The organism is Geothermobacter hydrogeniphilus, from assembly GCF_002898515.1.
Classification (GTDB): Bacteria; Desulfobacterota; Desulfuromonadia; order Desulfuromonadales; family Geothermobacteraceae; genus Geothermobacter_A.
Genome location: NZ_PPFX01000015.1, coordinates 1 through 16,108, shown reverse-complemented (window position 1 = coordinate 16,108; position 16,108 = coordinate 1). Strand labels below are relative to the sequence as shown.

The following is a 16,108-nucleotide window of genomic DNA, read 5'->3' as shown; positions in this document are numbered from 1 at the left end:
CTTGATCTCCTCAGCCGAAACGGCCGGTAATATAGTCCTCGGTCTGCTTGACCTTCGGCTTGGTGAACATGGTCTCGGTCTCACCGTACTCAACGATCGTTCCCTGGTAGAAGAAGGCGGTGTAGTCGGAAATTCGCGCCGCCTGCTGCATGTTGTGGGTGACGATGACAATCGTGTAGCGACCGCGCAGGGCGCCGATCAGATCCTCGATCTTGGCCGTGGCCACCGGATCGATGGCCGAGGTCGGCTCGTCCATCAGCAGCACCTCGGGCTGCACGGCGATCGCCCGGGCGATGCAGAGGCGCTGTTGCTGACCGCCTGAAAGGGCGGTGCCGGGCTTGTCGAGCTTGTCGTTGACCTCATCCCAGAGCGCGGCGGCCTTGAGCGCTTCCTCAACCCGGTCCCGCATCTCGCTACGGGGCAGAAGATAGTGCTGCTTCAACCCATAAGCGACATTGTCGAACACGCTCATCGGGAAGGGGGTCGGCTTCTGGAAAATCATGCCGATGCGGCGGCGCAACTCCAGAACGTCGACTTTCGAATCGAGAACATTCTCCCCGTCAAGCAGCAGTTGCCCCGTGGCCCGCTGTCCCTTGTAGAGTTCGAAGATCCGGTTGTAGATGCGCAGGTGGGTCGACTTGCCGCAACCGGACGGTCCAATGATGGCGGTCACCTTGCCGCTCAGAATGTCAAGGTCATTGTTGACCAGCGCCTGCTGGTTGCCGTAGTAGAAATTCAACCCGCGTGCGGAAATTTTCACTTCCCCGCGGGGGCGGCTGATGACGTCGGAGTGTGTCCGGTCCATACTGTCGCCGTCCGGGCTGAGAGCCAGGCCGGTCTTGGGAACTGCGGTTGCGATATTCATCGTTTATTTTCTCCTCATCCAGAGGGTGGTGCGGGCCAGCAGGGTGGCACCGAGAACGCCGAGGGTAATCAGCAGCGAGGCGCCCCAGGCCTTGGCCTGCCAGTCGGCATAGGGACTCATCGCGTAATTGAAGATGGTGACGGTCAGGTTGCCGATCGGCTCATTGAGGGTCTCGAACCAGAACGGGCTGTTCAGCGAGGTGAACAACAGCGGCGCGGTTTCACCGCTGACCCGGGCCACGGCCAGCAGAATGCCGGTCACCAGACCGCTGCCGGCGGCCCGGAAAAGGATCTGCAGGGTAGTTTTCCAGCGTGGCGTGCCGAGACCGAGGGCCGCTTCGCGCAGACTGTCGGGAACCAGGTTGAGCATCTCCTCGGTGGTCCGGGCCACCACCGGCAGCATGATGATCGCCAAGGCGACGGCGCCGGCCCAGGCGGAGAAATCACCCAGCGGCACCACGATCAGTCCGTAGACAAAGACACCGACGATGATCGAGGGGGTCCCCATCAGCAGGTTGCTGCAGAAGCGGATGGCTTCGGCCAGACGAGACTGACCGCCGAACTCGGCCAGGTAGACCCCGGTCAGCAGCCCGAGGGGGATGCCGATCAGGCTGGCCAGCACGGTAATCAGCAGGGTGCCGACAATGGCATTGGCCAGCCCGCCGCCCATCATTCCCGGTGGAGCCGGCAGCTCGGTGAAAAACGCCCAGTTGATGGCACCGACGCCCCGCGCCATAATCACGTAGAGAATCCAGCCGAGGATGAAGAGACCGAACAGGGCGGCCAGCAAGGAAACAATCCGTACCAGCAGATCGGTCAACTTGCGCCTCGCCGGCGACCGCTCCCTCACAGCCCACCTCCCATCTTGCGCCGGGTCCGCTTCAGCCACCACTGAGCAAGGATCTGCAGCAGCAGGGTCAGACCGAACAGCACCAGTCCCAGTTCCACCAGCGAACTGAGGTAGAGATCCTCGGAGGCCTCGGTGAACTCGTTGGCCAGGGTCGAAGCGATGCTGTTGCCGGCGGCGAACAGGCTGGCGGATATTTCATGCCGGTTGCCGATGACGAAGGTCACCGCCATGGTTTCACCGATGGCACGCCCGAGACCGAGAAAACAGGCGCCGATGATCCCCTGGATGCCGTACGGAATGGTCACCTTGCGGGTCACCTCCCAGGTGGTCGACCCCATCCCGTAAGCCGATTCCTTGACCACCGCCGGCACCATGCGGAAAATGTCACGGGTCACCGCGGTGATAAAGGGCAGGATCATCAGCGCCAGGATAAACCCGGCACTGAGCATGCCGATGCCCATCGGCGTTCCGGTAAAGAAGGGACCGGGAATATGGGCCAGCAGCGGCTGAACCGTTTCGGACATGAAGGGGGCAAAGACGAACAGGCCCCACATCCCGTAGATGATGCTCGGAATCGCCGCCAGCAATTCGATACCGCCGCCGACCAGGGCCGAAACCCGCGGCGGCGCCAGCTCCACCAGAAACAGGGCGATCGCCAGGCTTAAGGGGACGGCAATCAGCATGGCGATCAGGGTCGAAACCAGGGTTCCGTAAATGGTGCTGGCGGCGCCGAAGGTTTCACTGACCGGATCCCAGGTTTCGGTGACCAGAAAAGACCAGCCGAATTTTTCCAGCGACAGCTGGGAGCCCTGCCAGAGTTCCCAGAAAATGGCGCCCACCACCAGCATCAGGACCAGCCCCCCGCCAAGAGTCAGGACGTGGAAAACGGGATCCCAATCAAAACGTCGATGTGTCTGCATGTATTCAACTCCGAAACCGGACTGCCTATGCACCAAAACCGGCCCCGTCAACGGGGGCCGGTTCTGATCATCAGTTTTCTGCTCCCGCAAGGAGCGTTTCGTCTCGAACCTACTTCCAGACCGGCTTTCCGGAAGCCTTGATTTCCTGGCGCCAGGTTGCTTCCACCATGTCCACGACTTTAGCCGGCATCGGCACATAGTCGAGATTGTTGGCGATCTCGCCGCCATTCTTGTAACACCAGTCGAAGAAGGAAAGAACCGCCCGGGCTGTCTCCGGCTTGACCTGGTTCTTGTACATGAGGATGAAGGACGCACCGGTAATCGGCCAGCTGTTTTCCCCCGGCTGATTGGTCAGCACCATGTAGTAACCCTTGGCGTTGGCCCAATCGGCGCCGGCAGCCGCAGCCTGGAAAGTTTCACTGGTCGGAGCGACGTAGTTGCCGTCACTGTTTTTCAGCAGCACATGGTTCATCTTGTTCTGCAGCGCGTAGGCGTACTCGACATAACCGATGGAACCCTTGACCCGCTGGACATAGGAGGCGACACCTTCATTGCCTTTGCCGCCGACCCCGACCGGCCAGTTGACCGCCTTGTTGTTGCCGATCTCTTTCGCCCAGGAGGACGAAACCTTGGTCAGGTAATTGGTAAAAATCCAGGTGGTCCCTGAACCGTCCGAACGATGCACCACGGTGATCGCCTGGTCGGGAAGGGCAAGCCCCTGGTTGTCGGCCCGGATGCGGGCGTCATTCCATTTACTGATCTTGCCCTGAAAGATGTCGGCCAGCAGCTGCCCGGAAAGCTTCAGCTGCCCCGCGCTGATTCCGGGGACATTGACCACCGGCACCACGCCACCCATGATCATCGGGAACTGCAGCAGCCCGGCGGCTTCGAGATCGGCCGGCTTGAGGGGGGCATCGGAAGCACCGAAATCAACGGTTTTGGCTTTGATCTGGCGGATTCCGCCACCGGAACCGATCGACTGATAGTTGAGCCTGACCTTGGCCACCCGGTAGTACTGATAGGCCCACTGCGAATAGACCGGGAACGGGAAAGTCGCGCCGGCACCATTGATGGTGCGGGATTTGGCCAGGGCCGGAACCGCGCCGACGGCCAGGGTCAGGGCCAGAGCGATCAGCAGGATCCGTTTACATTGCTGCAGCATCTGTTTCATCCTCTCAAGTCTCCTTTTCGGCCCGGGCTCATCCCGGCGCCACGTTTGTTGATCATTCACGCGGTCGATTCTGGAGAGGGCGGGTTAGGATTCTGTTAGCAATCGGTTAAAAGTCTGCAAAAGGCGACCGGAAGCAGGATCTGTTCAAAGGCCGGAAACCGAGTTCAGCATGGTTAGCAAACCATTGTTAGGGCGGTGTTAGGACTTGACGAATAACGGCAGGAAGAGAAGAATGTGGTTCAATCAGGAGGTGTGCCGACGATGTCCGAACCGATCAACCAGCCAGTCGAGCCGAATCTGCAACTGAAGATCATCGCCCGGGCGCGCTCTCCTTTTCGGGAGAAGTTCGCCGCACCAAGGCAACCGGGACTGGTTCCGGCAGCAGAGGGATTCGTTGAACTGCTGCCGCCCTACAACCGCAAAGAGGCGCTGAAGGGCATCGAACAGTACAGCCACATCTGGCTGCTGTTTCTCTTTGACCAGGTTCCGGCCGACAAGCCATGGCAGCCGACGGTGCGGCCGCCACGCCTCGGCGGCAACCGGCGCAGCGGTGTCTTTGCCACCCGCTCCCCTTTTCGTCCCAATCGTATCGGCATGTCGGTGGTCAAACTGAGCGGCGTAGAACAACGGGAAGGAAAGCTGGGCCTGGTCGTGACCGGCCTCGACCTGATCGACCGGACTCCCATCATCGATATCAAGCCCTATCTCCCCTACGTCGACCAGGTGGAGAATGCCTCGGCCGGCACCTTCGCCAAGGCCCCGGCGGCAGAACGCCGGGTGCGATTCAGCGCGGCGGCCCGCAAGGCCCTGGCCGGGCGCCAGGAGTTGGAAACCCTGATTGTCCAGACCCTCGCCCTCGACCCGCGCCCCGGCTACCGGCACGGCGAAGGCACAGGCGAGTTCGGCATGAATCTCTCAGGCGTCAACATCCGCTGGCGCGAGGAGGAAGACGGGCCACTGGTGATCGAAATCGAACCGGCCTGACCCTTTCTAAACAGTAACAAGACGCTTCTTCACTCCCCATGCCCCGGAGAGACAGGATCAGTATCGCCTCTGCAGGGTCTGGACTCGTGCGGACCAAGGAACTGTCATCATCAACCCTCTTCCTCCGGCGAGTCCAACTCCTGCAACATGGCTTTGGCGAAATTTTTCGCCCGGCCGCCGGGGGCCATCATGCCGTAGGCCATCGCCTCGCGGAGTTCATCCTCACTTGCACCGTGCTGCTTCGCGACCGCGAAGTGCTTCTTCAGTCAGTCGGGGCAGTGGACGGCGACCGCGCAGGCGACGCGGATCAGTTCGCGGGTTTTGACGTCCAGCACTTCGCTGTACTCGAAGTCGAAAAACTTGTTGCGGATTTTCATTGATTCCTCTCTTTTTTGTTTCCCCGGCACTGAACCCTGCCGGCTCCAACCGGTCACCAGCGGCAAACAACCGGTGGCCCTCAAAAGCCTTTACCGGTCTCAGGGTTGGTTCTAAGATTGCATCGTCTGCTGCTGACACCACCGGGCATCGCGAAACTCCGGGCAAGGCAACCAAGCAAGGACTTACCCATGACCCTGATCATCGACCTGCTGCAACAGATGTCGGTCTTTGTCGTGATCGCCTACCTGTTTACCAAATCACCAGCCTTTCGCCCCCTGACCTCGGAAGTGCTCCCGTTCCGCCAGAAATTTTTACTTTATCTCATCTTCTCCAGTTTCTCCATTCTCGGGACCTACTTCGGGTTACCGGTCAAGGGAGCCATTGCCAATACCCGTGCCATCGGGCCAGTGTTGGCCGGCATTATCGGCGGTCCCGGCCTAGGACTGGCCACCGGTCTGACCGGCGGCCTGCATCGCTATACCCTGGGTGGATTCACCGCCCTCTCCTGCGGTATTTCGACAACCCTTGAGGGGCTGGTCGGTGGACTGGTCTACCAACACCTGACCCGCCGCAACCTGGCGGACAAACGATTCAGTCCGGCGGTCGTCCTGGCCACAACCTTCGCCGCCGAAACGCTGCAAATGACGGTCATCCTGCTGCTGTCACGTCCATGGCAGGACGCCTTTGCCCTGGTCAGAACCATCGCTCTACCGATGATGCTAACCAATTCGGTCGGCGCGGCGCTGTTCATCAGCATCATCCGTGACCAGAAAAGCGTGCGTGACCGGGTCGGCGTGATCTCCAGCGCCAAGGCCCTGAAGATCGCCGAGAAAACGCTGGACCTGCTGAGCCAGGGATTCAACCGGGAGACCGCCACCCGGATCGCCGAGGTCATTTACCGGGAGACCGGAGTCGGCGCCGTCGCCATCTCCAACGCCGACGAGTTGCTGGCGTTCACCGGTCTGGGAGCCGATCATCACCTGCCGGGATCCCCGGTACAGTCGCCGCTCTGCAAAACGGCCATGCGTGAAAAGAGGGTCGTCTTCGCCGATGGTCATCAGCGAAAATTCATCTGTACCGTAAGTGAAGACTGTCCCCTCGGCTCGGCATTGATTGTCCCCTTGATGTGCGACGACGAAGTGGTGGGCACCATCAAGCTCTATGAGCCGAAACAGAAACTCTTCCTGAATATCAACCGGGCCCTCGGCAAGGGACTGGCCCATCTCTTTTCCAATCAGTTGCTGCGCAGCCGGTTTCAAAGCCAGAAGGACCTGCTGCTGCAATCCGAACTCCGCCTGGCCCAGGCCCAGGTCAACCCCCACTTCCTTTTCAACGCCCTGAACACCATCCGCGCCATCGTGACTCGCGATGCCGAAGAAGCGCGCAGCCTGCTGCTACACCTCTCCACTTTTCTGCGCAAAAACCTTAAACGCACCGGTGATCTCGCCAGCCTCGCCGAAGAGGTGGCCCATGTCCAGTCCTACCTGAAAATTGAGGAGGCGCGCTTCGCCGATCGGCTGCAGGTCAGTTTCGATATCGACCCGGCCCTTGAGCCGCTCCAGATACCCGTCTTCACCCTGCAGCCACTGGTGGAAAATGCCGTCAAGCACGGCATCGCCAACCTGCTGGAAGGCGGACATATCGCCATCAGCGCCCGAGAACGGGAAGATTTCGTGGAAATTGTCATCGAGGACAACGCCGCCAGCTACTGTGAACAGGAACAGCAGAACGGCCTCGGCATCGACCTGGTCGACAAACGCATTCGCAATATCTACGGACCATCCTACGGAGTCCGTCTCAGCTGCCTGCCGGAGCAGTGGACCCGCGCCCGCATAAAACTGCCGAAACCGGGAGGACCAAAACCATGATTCGAGCCCTGCTGGTCGACGATGAAAGAAACGCTCGCGAAGAACTGGCGACGCTGCTGGAAGCCACCGGAGAGTTCGAACTGCTCGCCTCCTGCCCGAACGCCCTCGAGGCACTGCGCAGTATCCGCAAGTTTCACCCCCAGGTCCTGTTCCTCGATATTGACATGCCGGTCATCGACGGCTTCACCCTGCTGAGCATGATCGACAGCGAACTGATGCCGCATGTGGTCTTCGTCACGGCCCATGACGACTATGCCCTGCAGTCCTTCGAAGAAAAGACTCTCGATTACCTGCTCAAGCCCGTCGCCCCGGAACGCCTGGCCAAGACCGTAACCAAGCTCAAGGAACTGCTCGAGAAAAACACGGTGCCCCGTCACCAGCCCCCCGAACTGCAGCGCATCCCCTGTCTGAAAGGTCACCGGATCAAACTGGTTGCGACCGAAGACATCGACCATGTCCATTCTAGTGCGAGCGGCATTCATCTGCACACGGACAACGGCTCCTTCTTTACCGAACTGACCCTCAAGGTCCTGTCCCGTTCACCACTGTTGCTGCAGTGTCACAAGCAATACCTGGTCAACCTCGAGAAAATTGACGAAATCAGCCTGCTCGAGGGCGGCTTCGGCGAAATTCTCACTCGCGCCGGGGCCAGAATCCCGATCAGCAGGCGCTACCTCAGGCAGCTCAAACAGGTACTCGGCCTCTGATCTTCCTGCCCGGATTTTCATGACCTGCCAACAATCCAGGCTTCAGGCGCTTCGCCCGGCATAAGACCCGTCCAGGAGCCACACCCGACAACCGCTTGCGAACGCCCACGAACCGGACGCGGGCTTATCCCGCCGGTTATCATTCCCCATCTTTCAACCATCCGCATCAGAAGCTAGGGTAAAGTCAAACTCATCTTCAGGAGGACGATCATGCTCTACTTCTTCGGTTGCATCGCGGCGCTCTTGCTGGGCTACTTCATTTACGGGAAAACAGTCGACAACATTTTCGGCCCGGACCCGAACCGTCCCACTCCGGCCTGCAGCATGGCCGACGGAGTCGATTATGTCGAAATGTCCCCCAAGAAAATATGGCTCATCCAGCTGCTCAATATCGCCGGACTGGGTCCGATTTTCGGTCCAATCCTGGGCGCCCTGTACGGGCCGTCAGCACTGATCTGGATTGTCATCGGCTGTATCTTCGGCGGCGCGGTACATGACTATTTCTCAGGCATGCTCTCATTGCGACATGAGGGGAAAAGCGTTCCCGACGTCGTCGGGGATCAACTCGGCAGTTTCTTCCGTCAGTTCATGCGGATTTTTTCCATTATCCTGCTGCTGCTGGTCGGGGTGGTCTTCGTTCTCGGCCCCGCCAAACTGCTCGGCAACCTGAGTGGCTGGACGGTCCCCGTCTGGGTGGCGATCATCTTCGCCTACTATTTCCTGGCCACCATCCTGCCGATACAGAAAATCATCGGCCGCATTTATCCGCTGTTCGGGGCGGTATTGATCTTCATGGCGGTCGGACTGACCGTCGCCCTGATCGCCAAAGGCTACCACTTTTTCCCGCAGGCAACCCTGGGCAATATTCATCCCAAGGGACTGCCCCTCTGGCCGCTGATGTTCATCACCATCGCCTGCGGCGCCATCAGTGGCTTCCACGCCACCCAATCCCCCCTGATGGCCCGTTGTGTCGGCAACGAAAAGCATGGTCGGCCGCTTTTTTATGGCGCCATGATCGGTGAGGGGGTCATCGCCCTGATATGGGCAACCCTCGGCATGTCCTTCTACCAGGGAGCCGATGCCCTCAATGCCGCCCTGGCCAAGGGAGGCCCCGCTTTCGTCGTAAACGACATCTCCACCAGCCTGCTGGGCCCGGTCGGTGGACTGCTCGCCATCATCGGCGTGGTCGTCCTGCCGATATCCTCGGGCGACACCGCCTTTCGCAGTGCGCGCCTGATCATTGCCGACTATCTCAAACTGCCGCAGCAGCAGATCAACAAACGCCTGTTGCTGGCAATTCCCATGTTCATTCTCGGCTTTCTGGTTTCTCGTGCCGATTTCGGGCTGATCTGGCGCTACTTCGGGTGGGCCAATCAGACTCTGGCGACTGTCGTCCTCTGGGCCGGCGCCGCCTATCTGATCAAACAGCAGAAGAACCACTGGATCGCCACCATACCGGCCACGTTCATGACTGCCGTATCGGTCACCTATCTGGCCTATGCCAAAATTGGCTTTGCCTTGTCCCTGCCAATAGCAACCTGGGCTGGCATTGCCGCTGCCCTGGGCAGCCTGGCGGTCTTTTTGATCAAATTCCACGGCAAGGAAGCCGAGAGAGTGGCTACTGAGAGCTAAAACCCTCACCTGCAACCGGCAAGGCGGCAGGTTTCTGCCGCCTTGCCCACCCGTTTATTGTCAACCCCCTTCTCCGTCAACCGGGCAACTGTCACAGCAACTCGTCGTCGAGTCAATACCAAGACCAGCCCCTCCCGCAGCCCCGCGGATTAATATTCTCCACCACTGTGCCGATAAGGAAACAGTCCACCCATGAATACCGGGGGCAGCCCGCCTCTTTCAAGGCGATCCACTTCCCCCCGGAGACAAACACCTACCGGGAGTTTCAATGGCCAAAATTGACGGACTGTTCAAAATCCTCCAGGAGAAGGGGGGCTCTGACCTGCACCTTTCACCGCAGAATCCCCCGCTGATGCGCGCCGGCGGACAACTGCAACCGGCACATTCGAAGGTACTGAGCCACCCGCAGTGCCAGGCGCTGCTCTACGAGATCATGAACGAGGCGCAGCGGGATGAATTCGAGCAGCGGCGGGATCTCGATTTCGCCTACGAAGCCCCGGCTCTCAAGGCCCGTTTTCGCGCCAATATCTTCTGGGGGAGACTCGGCATCAGCGCCGTTTTCCGCATCATCCCGACCGAAATCCTCAGCGCCGAGCAGCTCGGTCTGCCGCAAACGGTGCTGCGTTTCACCGAGCACAAAAAAGGGCTGGTGCTGGTCACCGGCCCGACCGGCAGCGGCAAATCGACCACCCTGGCAGCAATGATCGACCATGTCAACCGCACCCGCACCGAGCATATTCTCACCGTCGAGGATCCGATCGAATTCGTCCACCAGAGCCGGAAGAGTCTGATCAATCAGCGCGAGGTCGGCAATCACACCGAAAGTTTCGCCACCGCGCTCAAGGCGGCCCTGCGCGAGGATCCGGACATCATCCTGGTCGGCGAAATGCGTGACCTGGAAACCATCGAACTGGCGATCACCGCTGCTGAAACCGGGCACCTGGTGTTCGGCACCCTGCACACCAGCAGCGCCGCCAAGACCGTCGACCGCATTATCAACGTCTTCCCGACCTCGCAGCAGGAACAGATCCGCACCATGCTCGCCGAATCGCTCAAGGGGGTGGTGGCCCAGCAACTGCCGCGCACTGTCGACGGCAAGCGCTGCGCTGCCCTGGAGATTCTCAGCGTCACCCCGGCGGTGGCCAACCTGATCCGCGAAGGCAAGACCTTCCAGATCCCGTCAGTGATTCAGACCGGCAGGGGAGAGGGGATGCAGCTGATGGACCAGGCGCTGCAGGAGCTGCTCAGGGAAAAAAGAATCAGCGCCGAGGAAGCCCACCGTTTTGCCCACAACAAGGCGCAGTTCGCGCCCATGCTCAAGGCGGTGAACCATGAGTGACCGACGCCTGGCAACCGCGACCCGCAGTGTCCTGCTGGTTCTGAGCGACGGCAGGCAACTGGCGGGAGAAATGTTTCTGCAGCTGGTCAGTCCGCACCACGAAGGCATGCAGCGGGTCGGTGAAGTCCTCAACGACGAAGAGCGTTTTCTGCCGCTGCGCCGGACTGAGGATGTTATCCTGGTTAACCTCGACCAGGTGATCAGTGTCCAGGTCGGACGGAAGGAGGAACTCGATCCGCTGCTGCTGCTCGGCCAACGTCACCTGGTACGACTGGAAACCATTCTCGGCCATCGTTTCAGTGCCGAGATCCACGTCAACCTGTCCGGCAGTCGCGGCCGGGTCAAGGATTTTCTCAACGACGACAAACGCTTTGTCGCCTGCCTGCTACCGGACCAGATTCTCTATCTCAACCCCCGCTTCCTGCTGACCATCGAAGGTTGACATCCTACCAGCCGAGTCGCCGCCCATCCATATGAATCAGGCTGCCGGAGTCGGCCGGGTTCAGGCTGAGCAGCTGCCGGGTCAGACCGGCCGCCGCCTCAGCCGGTTCCAGCGGCGCCTCGGCGCCCCCCATGCGGGTCCGCACCCAGCCGGGATGAAAGGCGACCACGGTGATGCCGCGCGCTTTGAGATCAAACGCCAGGGTGCGCATCAGCATGTGCGCCGCCGCCTTGCTGGTACGATAGATCGGCCAGGCCCCGGAACTGTTGTCACCGATGCAGCCGAGCTGACTGCCCATGATCGCGACCGTTTTACGCCCGGAGCCGGCGACATTTTCGACCAGGGACTCGGTCAGCTTCTGCGGAGCGATCACATTGACCCGAAAGACCTCCAGCCATTGCTCCGGATCGGTGTTACCGAAAGCCTGGTCACGAGGGCCGAAGAGACCGGCGTTGTGAAAGAGGATGTCGATGGGACGACCGGCAAGGGCGGCGGTGAGGGTCGCGATCTGATCCGGCTCGGCAACATCGAGCCGCAGGATCTCAACCTTGCCACTTTCCGCGTCCAGGCGCTGCAGGTCAGCCGCCTGTTCAGGATCGCGGCAGCAGGTCAGCACCTGCCAGCCCCGCGTGAGAAAAGCACACGCCAGTTCGAAACCAATGCCACGATTGGCACCGGTGATGAGGATCGTTTCCGCCATTGGGACCTCCCGCTGAAAGGATTCCCCATCATTCTAGCGCGAAACCGAGGACAGTTCCTGATTCAGAGTTGCCGCGCCTGCTGGCGCAGGGCCAGGTCGACCAGTACCAGGGCGGTCATGGTTTCGACGATCGGCACCGCCCGCGGCACCACGCAGGGATCATGCCTCCCCTTGGCCTCCATGACCGCCGGCTTGCCGTCGAAATCGACCGTCTGCTGGCTCTTGCCGATGGTCGCCACCGGCTTGAAGGCAGTGCGAAAAAGGATCGATTCACCGCTGGAGATCCCGCCGAGCACGCCGCCGGCGTGATTGGTGAGGGTGCCGAGCCGTTTTCCCTTGCGGACAAACAGGTCGTTGTGCTGCGAGCCGAGCAGCTCGGTGCCGGCGAACCCGGAGCCGATCTCGAAGCCCTTGGTGGCCGGCAGCGACAGCATCGCCTGGGCCAGTCTCGCCTCAAGCTTGTCGAACACCGGCTCGCCCCATCCGGCCGGAACCCCGCGACAGACACAGGAGACCACCCCGCCGATCGAATCGGCGGCGTCGCGCACCTCGCGTACCAACTCGGCCATCTGTTCGGCGACGGCGGCATCGGGACAACGGGTGAGGTGAGCGTCGACCTGCTTACGGGTCAGGGTGTCGGCATCAACCGCGCCGCAGCGTACGTTGCCGATGCTGGAAACCCAGGCAACGATCTCGATGCCCCAGTACTGTTTCAGTATCTTTTCGGCAATCGCCCCCGCCGCCACCCGGCCGATGGTCTCGCGGGCGCTGGAACGACCGCCGCCGCTGGCGGCGCGGTTGCCGTACTTGACCTGGTAGGTGTAGTCGGCGTGCGAGGGGCGCGGCACCCGGCTCATTTCGCCGTAGTCGCCGGGACGCTGGTCCTTGTTGCGCACCAGCAGCCCGATGGGCGTGCCGAGGGTTTTGCCGTTTTCCACCCCGGAAAGGATCGATACCCGATCCGCTTCCTGGCGCGGGGTGGTCAGATCGGACTGCCCGGGCCGACGACGGTCGAGCTGGGGCTGGATATCAGCCTCGGAAAGCTCCAGGTTGGCCGGACAGCCGTCAACGACGGCGCCGACACCGATCCCATGGGATTCACCGAAGGTACTGACTTTATACAGGGTTCCGAAACTGCTCGACATAATGGGCTCCTCGGCTGGAAATGAGGCCCATTATAGCCGAAGGGACGGGAAAAGGAAGTCCCAGGGCCGATGAAAAGCGCCCGTCTGCTTCGTTGCCCTCGCCCTCGTCGCTGCAACGTAGCTACCGCTACGCCTCACTCCTCAGACTTTGGGCGCCTCGCATCCGGGCACTTTTGATCGGCCTTGGAATGTTCGCTGGAAGGGCAAGTGTCCTGCTCCGATTCGGCATTGGAGCGCCTCACGACCGGTCAGGGGCGTCGGGCAGGTGGATGGTGAAGCAGCTCCCCTGCCCCGGTTCGCTCTCGACGCTGACCGTGCCACTGTGGGCCTGGACGATGTGCTTGACGATCGCCAGTCCGAGCCCGGTGCCGCCGAGCTTGCGACTGCGGGCCTTGTCGACCCGGTAAAAGCGTTCGAACAGGCGGGAGAGATGCTCGGCGGGAATTCCACAACCCTGATCGCGCACCTCGATGATCGTCTCCCGGTCGAGACGCTCGGCCCGGATCAGCACCTCGGCACCGGCCGGACTGTACTTGACGGCATTGTCGACCAGGTTGGTCACCGCCTGCTCCAGCAGCGGCCCGTTGATGCTCGCCGGCAGCGACTCGGGACATTCGAGGCGGAGAGGAATGGACTCCTGCTCGGCCTGCATACAGCAGGCCTGCAGGGCGCTGCGCAGCAACGGGGTGATATCGCCCGGCTCCAGGGGGATGCCCTCCAGCCCCGCCTCCTGCTCGATGCGGGAGAGCTGCAGCAGGTCCTCGATGATGGCATTGAGCCGCTCGGCCTGCCTGAGAACAATGCCGAGAAAGCGCCGGGCATCCTCCGGCTGTTCGATACCGCCGTCAATCAGAGTTTCGACAAATCCCTTGATGGCGGTTATCGGTGTCTTCAGTTCATGCGAAACATTGGCGACAAAATCACTGCGGACCCGCTCCAGCCGCCGCAACCGGGTGACATCGTTGAGAACGATCAGGGCTCCGAGCTGTTGTCCTCCGGAACCGGCCAGGCGGGTACCATGGGCCTGCAGGTAACAATCCCGGGAACCATGCAGCACCAGGTCATCCTCGACCGGCTCGCTGCTGCCCAGCGCCAGACGGACGAACCGCTGCAGGTCGACCTTGCGCACCACTTCCTGCACCGGCCGGCCGACCGCCCCCTCGGGACTGACGCCGAGCATCTCTGCCGCGGCACGGTTCAGGCGCAACAGCCGCTCGTCGACATCAACCGCCAGAACCCCCTCGACCATACTCGAAAGAACCGCCTCGATTTCGTTGCGCTGCTGCAGCACCGTCCGGATGCGGCCGTGGAGTTCCGCCGCCATGCGGTTCATCGCCTCGGCCAGGCTCCGGGCCTCTTCCGAACCGCCGACCTGTAACCTTGACTCCAGCTCTCCACGGGCAAACCGCTCGGCGCCGCGCTTCATCTCCTCCAGTGGCCGACTGACACGCCGCGCGATCCAGAGACTGACCAGCGCGGCAAAAAACGCCACCAGCACCCCGCCGACGAAAATACGCCAGTGGATATCCTGCAGCGCCGCTTCCACCGCGGTCATCGGCAAAGCGGCGCGAATACTGCCGACCACCTTGTCACCATCAACCGCCGGGACGGCCACGTACATCAGGGGTTTTCCCAGGGTATGACTGAAGCGCACCGCACGACCGATTTTCCTGGAGCGGGTGGCAATGATCTCCGGACGTCCGGCGTGGTTGTCCATCCGCTGCGGATCCTTATCCGAATCACCGAGCACCTTGCCGTCGGCCAGCACCACGGTCAGCCGGGTACCGGTCCGTTTTCCCAATGCCTTGCACTGGCTGTCGATCCACAGGGCATGGCGGAGATCGACCTGACCGCGCAACTGGTAGGCCAGCATCCGCGCCCGCGCCAGCAGATCGGCCTCAGCCTGCTGCATGTGGAACTGGCGCAGGGCGTGGGTCATGTACCAGGTCACGCCGAACAGGGCGACCAGGGTCACCAGCAGGTAAGCGGGAAAAATATGCCAGAGCAGGCGCTTACGGGCCATGGCTGCTCCGGACTTCGGCATCGAGATCCTTGAAGCGATAACCGACCCCGCGCACTGTTTCGATCAGCGCGCCACAGGGCCCGAGTTTCCTTCTCAATCCGACGATCTGCACATCCACCGCCCGGTCGGTCACGGCATAATCCTCACCGCGCACGGCGTTGACAATCTGGTAGCGGGTGAAGACCCAACCGGGCCGACCGGCAAGAAAATGGAGAACTCGGAATTCCGTGAAGGTCAGTTCAACCGGGACGCCCCCCACCTGAACCTCTTTGCGACCCGGATGAATCGTCAGCTCGCCATGGACCAGGACCTCGTCATTGCCGCCTTCGCTCCCCGCCCCGCTCCGTCGCCGCAGCACCGCACGCACCCGGGCAATGAGAATTTTCGGACTGAAGGGCTTGGTGACATAGTCATCGGCACCGAGTTCAAGGCCGGTCACCACGTCACTCTCCTCCCCCCTGGCGGTCATCATGACAATCGGCAGTGCCGCCGTTTCCGCGCCCGAACGCAGACGGCGGCAGACTTCAAGGCCATCCACCCCCGGCAGCATCAGATCGAGCAGCACCAGGTCAGGGCGGTGCTCGGCTACCATCCGCAACCCATCCTCCCCGGACGTAGCGCAGACGACCTGGAAACCGTCACGGGCGAGGTTGTAGTGCACCAGGGCGAGAATGTCCTCTTCGTCCTCGATGATGAGAATTGTTTTGTCGGCCATGGGATAATCCTGTTTTCAGGTATGCAGCGCAGTTTCAGGGAACAGTAATATCATATTGTTGGCATTCTGTTAGGAAAGACGTGAACCGGGCATTACAAACTCTCAATCGACAATTCCATCCCACCGTTCCAAGACGCTGGATTTTTTATCAACCTGAATCAGTGAGTTCCTGTTGGATGGAGAGTCCAAGTGCTTGGCCTGGATGGGAATTCCAAAAATCTGAAGCGCACCCATAGGTTCGCTGGTGATTTTTGGAAAGCTCAGACAGATCAATGACTTGTGCTATCCGCCGACAAGGGATTCACTGATTCAGGGTCAAATCAAGGCGCTGCCTCGATGAGCGCGGAGGCGTAGCGGCAGCTACGTCGCA

The 16,108-nt window shown here is 61.0% G+C and carries 15 protein-coding genes; 6 read left to right on the top strand and 9 right to left on the bottom strand.

Annotated elements, in window-relative coordinates:
- Window positions 1–10 precede the first annotated feature (10 nt).
- The 4 genes from pstB to pstS all read right to left on the bottom strand — a co-directional run bounded on the left by pstB (window position 11) and on the right by pstS (window position 3,796).
- On the bottom strand, window positions 11–805 hold the full coding sequence (gene pstB, locus C2E25_RS08110; protein WP_103115296.1) for a phosphate ABC transporter ATP-binding protein PstB: 795 nt from the start codon (window positions 803–805) through the stop codon (window positions 11–13).
- A 63-nt stretch (window positions 806–868) separates the two neighbouring features.
- The gene (gene pstA, locus C2E25_RS08105) at window positions 869–1,714 is read right to left on the bottom strand and encodes a phosphate ABC transporter permease PstA (protein ID WP_103115258.1); all 846 of its coding nucleotides are present in this window, start codon (window positions 1,712–1,714) and stop codon (window positions 869–871) included.
- Entirely contained in the window at window positions 1,711–2,634 is a 924-nt protein-coding gene (gene pstC, locus C2E25_RS08100) for a phosphate ABC transporter permease subunit PstC (protein WP_103115295.1), read from the bottom strand. Before pstC ends, pstA begins: the two co-directional genes overlap by 4 nt.
- Window positions 2,635–2,743: 109 nt before the next feature.
- On the bottom strand, window positions 2,744–3,796 hold the full coding sequence (gene pstS, locus C2E25_RS08095; RefSeq protein WP_420094622.1) for a phosphate ABC transporter substrate-binding protein PstS: 1,053 nt from the start codon (window positions 3,794–3,796) through the stop codon (window positions 2,744–2,746).
- 270 nt (window positions 3,797–4,066) lie between these two features.
- Between pstS and tsaA the strand changes: the two genes are divergently transcribed.
- A complete protein-coding gene (gene tsaA / locus C2E25_RS08090) occupies window positions 4,067–4,789 on the top strand; it encodes a tRNA (N6-threonylcarbamoyladenosine(37)-N6)-methyltransferase TrmO (protein ID WP_103115256.1) in 723 nt (240 codons plus the stop codon).
- Window positions 4,790–4,899: 110 nt separating this feature from the next.
- Here the strand turns inward: tsaA and C2E25_RS17960 are convergent, their stop codons facing one another.
- Window positions 4,900–5,166 carry a GSU3128 family (seleno)protein gene (locus C2E25_RS17960; RefSeq protein ID WP_269845101.1) on the bottom strand — a complete coding sequence of 89 codons (267 nt, stop codon included), beginning with the start codon at window positions 5,164–5,166 and terminating at the stop codon, window positions 4,900–4,902.
- A 189-nt stretch (window positions 5,167–5,355) separates the two neighbouring features.
- On the opposite strand from C2E25_RS17960, the gene C2E25_RS08080 reads away from it, so the two are divergent.
- The 5 genes from C2E25_RS08080 to C2E25_RS08060 all read left to right on the top strand — a co-directional run bounded on the left by C2E25_RS08080 (window position 5,356) and on the right by C2E25_RS08060 (window position 11,155).
- On the top strand, window positions 5,356–7,035 hold the full coding sequence (locus C2E25_RS08080) for a sensor histidine kinase (protein WP_103115254.1): 1,680 nt from the start codon (window positions 5,356–5,358) through the stop codon (window positions 7,033–7,035).
- Complete coding sequence (btsR, locus tag C2E25_RS08075) at window positions 7,032–7,742, top strand: two-component system response regulator BtsR (RefSeq protein ID WP_103115253.1); 711 nt, start codon at window positions 7,032–7,034, stop codon at window positions 7,740–7,742. Before C2E25_RS08080 ends, btsR begins: the two co-directional genes overlap by 4 nt.
- A 210-nt stretch (window positions 7,743–7,952) precedes the next feature.
- Window positions 7,953–9,374: a carbon starvation protein A gene (locus C2E25_RS08070; protein WP_103115252.1), complete on the top strand. Its 1,422-nt coding sequence runs from the start codon at window positions 7,953–7,955 to the stop codon at window positions 9,372–9,374.
- A 268-nt stretch (window positions 9,375–9,642) separates the two neighbouring features.
- On the top strand, window positions 9,643–10,713 hold the full coding sequence (locus tag C2E25_RS08065) for a type IV pilus twitching motility protein PilT (RefSeq protein ID WP_103115251.1): 1,071 nt from the start codon (window positions 9,643–9,645) through the stop codon (window positions 10,711–10,713).
- Window positions 10,706–11,155, top strand: coding sequence for a hypothetical protein (locus C2E25_RS08060; RefSeq protein WP_103115250.1), 450 nt, complete (start codon window positions 10,706–10,708; stop codon window positions 11,153–11,155). The genes C2E25_RS08065 and C2E25_RS08060 overlap by 8 nt, the downstream gene beginning before the upstream one ends.
- A 4-nt stretch (window positions 11,156–11,159) precedes the next feature.
- On the opposite strand, the gene C2E25_RS08055 is transcribed toward C2E25_RS08060, so the two are convergent.
- From C2E25_RS08055 to C2E25_RS08040, 4 genes are all read right to left on the bottom strand, one after another.
- Window positions 11,160–11,855 carry an SDR family oxidoreductase gene (locus C2E25_RS08055; protein WP_103115249.1) on the bottom strand — a complete coding sequence of 232 codons (696 nt, stop codon included), beginning with the start codon at window positions 11,853–11,855 and terminating at the stop codon, window positions 11,160–11,162.
- A gap of 62 nt (window positions 11,856–11,917) precedes the next feature.
- Window positions 11,918–13,000 carry a chorismate synthase gene (aroC, locus tag C2E25_RS08050; RefSeq protein WP_103115248.1) on the bottom strand — a complete coding sequence of 361 codons (1,083 nt, stop codon included), beginning with the start codon at window positions 12,998–13,000 and terminating at the stop codon, window positions 11,918–11,920.
- Between the two features lie 238 nt (window positions 13,001–13,238).
- Window positions 13,239–15,023: a sensor histidine kinase gene (locus tag C2E25_RS08045; protein WP_158247188.1), complete on the bottom strand. Its 1,785-nt coding sequence runs from the start codon at window positions 15,021–15,023 to the stop codon at window positions 13,239–13,241.
- Complete coding sequence (locus C2E25_RS08040) at window positions 15,013–15,738, bottom strand: response regulator (protein ID WP_103115246.1); 726 nt, start codon at window positions 15,736–15,738, stop codon at window positions 15,013–15,015. The genes C2E25_RS08045 and C2E25_RS08040 overlap by 11 nt, the downstream gene beginning before the upstream one ends.
- Window positions 15,739–16,108 lie beyond the last annotated feature (370 nt).

Coding starts and splice junctions, on each gene's coding strand:
- C2E25_RS08055 (WP_103115249.1), bottom strand. CDS start 11,855: ATGGCGGAAACGATCCTCATCACCGGTGCCAATCGTGGCATTGGTTTC.
- pstS (WP_420094622.1), bottom strand. CDS start 3,796: ATGCTGCAGCAATGTAAACGGATCCTGCTGATCGCTCTGGCCCTGACC.
- C2E25_RS08045 (WP_158247188.1), bottom strand. CDS start 15,023: ATGGCCCGTAAGCGCCTGCTCTGGCATATTTTTCCCGCTTACCTGCTG.
- C2E25_RS08080 (WP_103115254.1), top strand. CDS start 5,356: ATGACCCTGATCATCGACCTGCTGCAACAGATGTCGGTCTTTGTCGTG.
- btsR (WP_103115253.1), top strand. CDS start 7,032: ATGATTCGAGCCCTGCTGGTCGACGATGAAAGAAACGCTCGCGAAGAA.
- C2E25_RS08070 (WP_103115252.1), top strand. CDS start 7,953: ATGCTCTACTTCTTCGGTTGCATCGCGGCGCTCTTGCTGGGCTACTTC.
- C2E25_RS08065 (WP_103115251.1), top strand. CDS start 9,643: ATGGCCAAAATTGACGGACTGTTCAAAATCCTCCAGGAGAAGGGGGGC.
- tsaA (WP_103115256.1), top strand. CDS start 4,067: ATGTCCGAACCGATCAACCAGCCAGTCGAGCCGAATCTGCAACTGAAG.
- C2E25_RS08040 (WP_103115246.1), bottom strand. CDS start 15,738: ATGGCCGACAAAACAATTCTCATCATCGAGGACGAAGAGGACATTCTC.
- aroC (WP_103115248.1), bottom strand. CDS start 13,000: ATGTCGAGCAGTTTCGGAACCCTGTATAAAGTCAGTACCTTCGGTGAA.
- pstC (WP_103115295.1), bottom strand. CDS start 2,634: ATGCAGACACATCGACGTTTTGATTGGGATCCCGTTTTCCACGTCCTG.
- pstB (WP_103115296.1), bottom strand. CDS start 805: ATGGACCGGACACACTCCGACGTCATCAGCCGCCCCCGCGGGGAAGTG.
- C2E25_RS08060 (WP_103115250.1), top strand. CDS start 10,706: ATGAGTGACCGACGCCTGGCAACCGCGACCCGCAGTGTCCTGCTGGTT.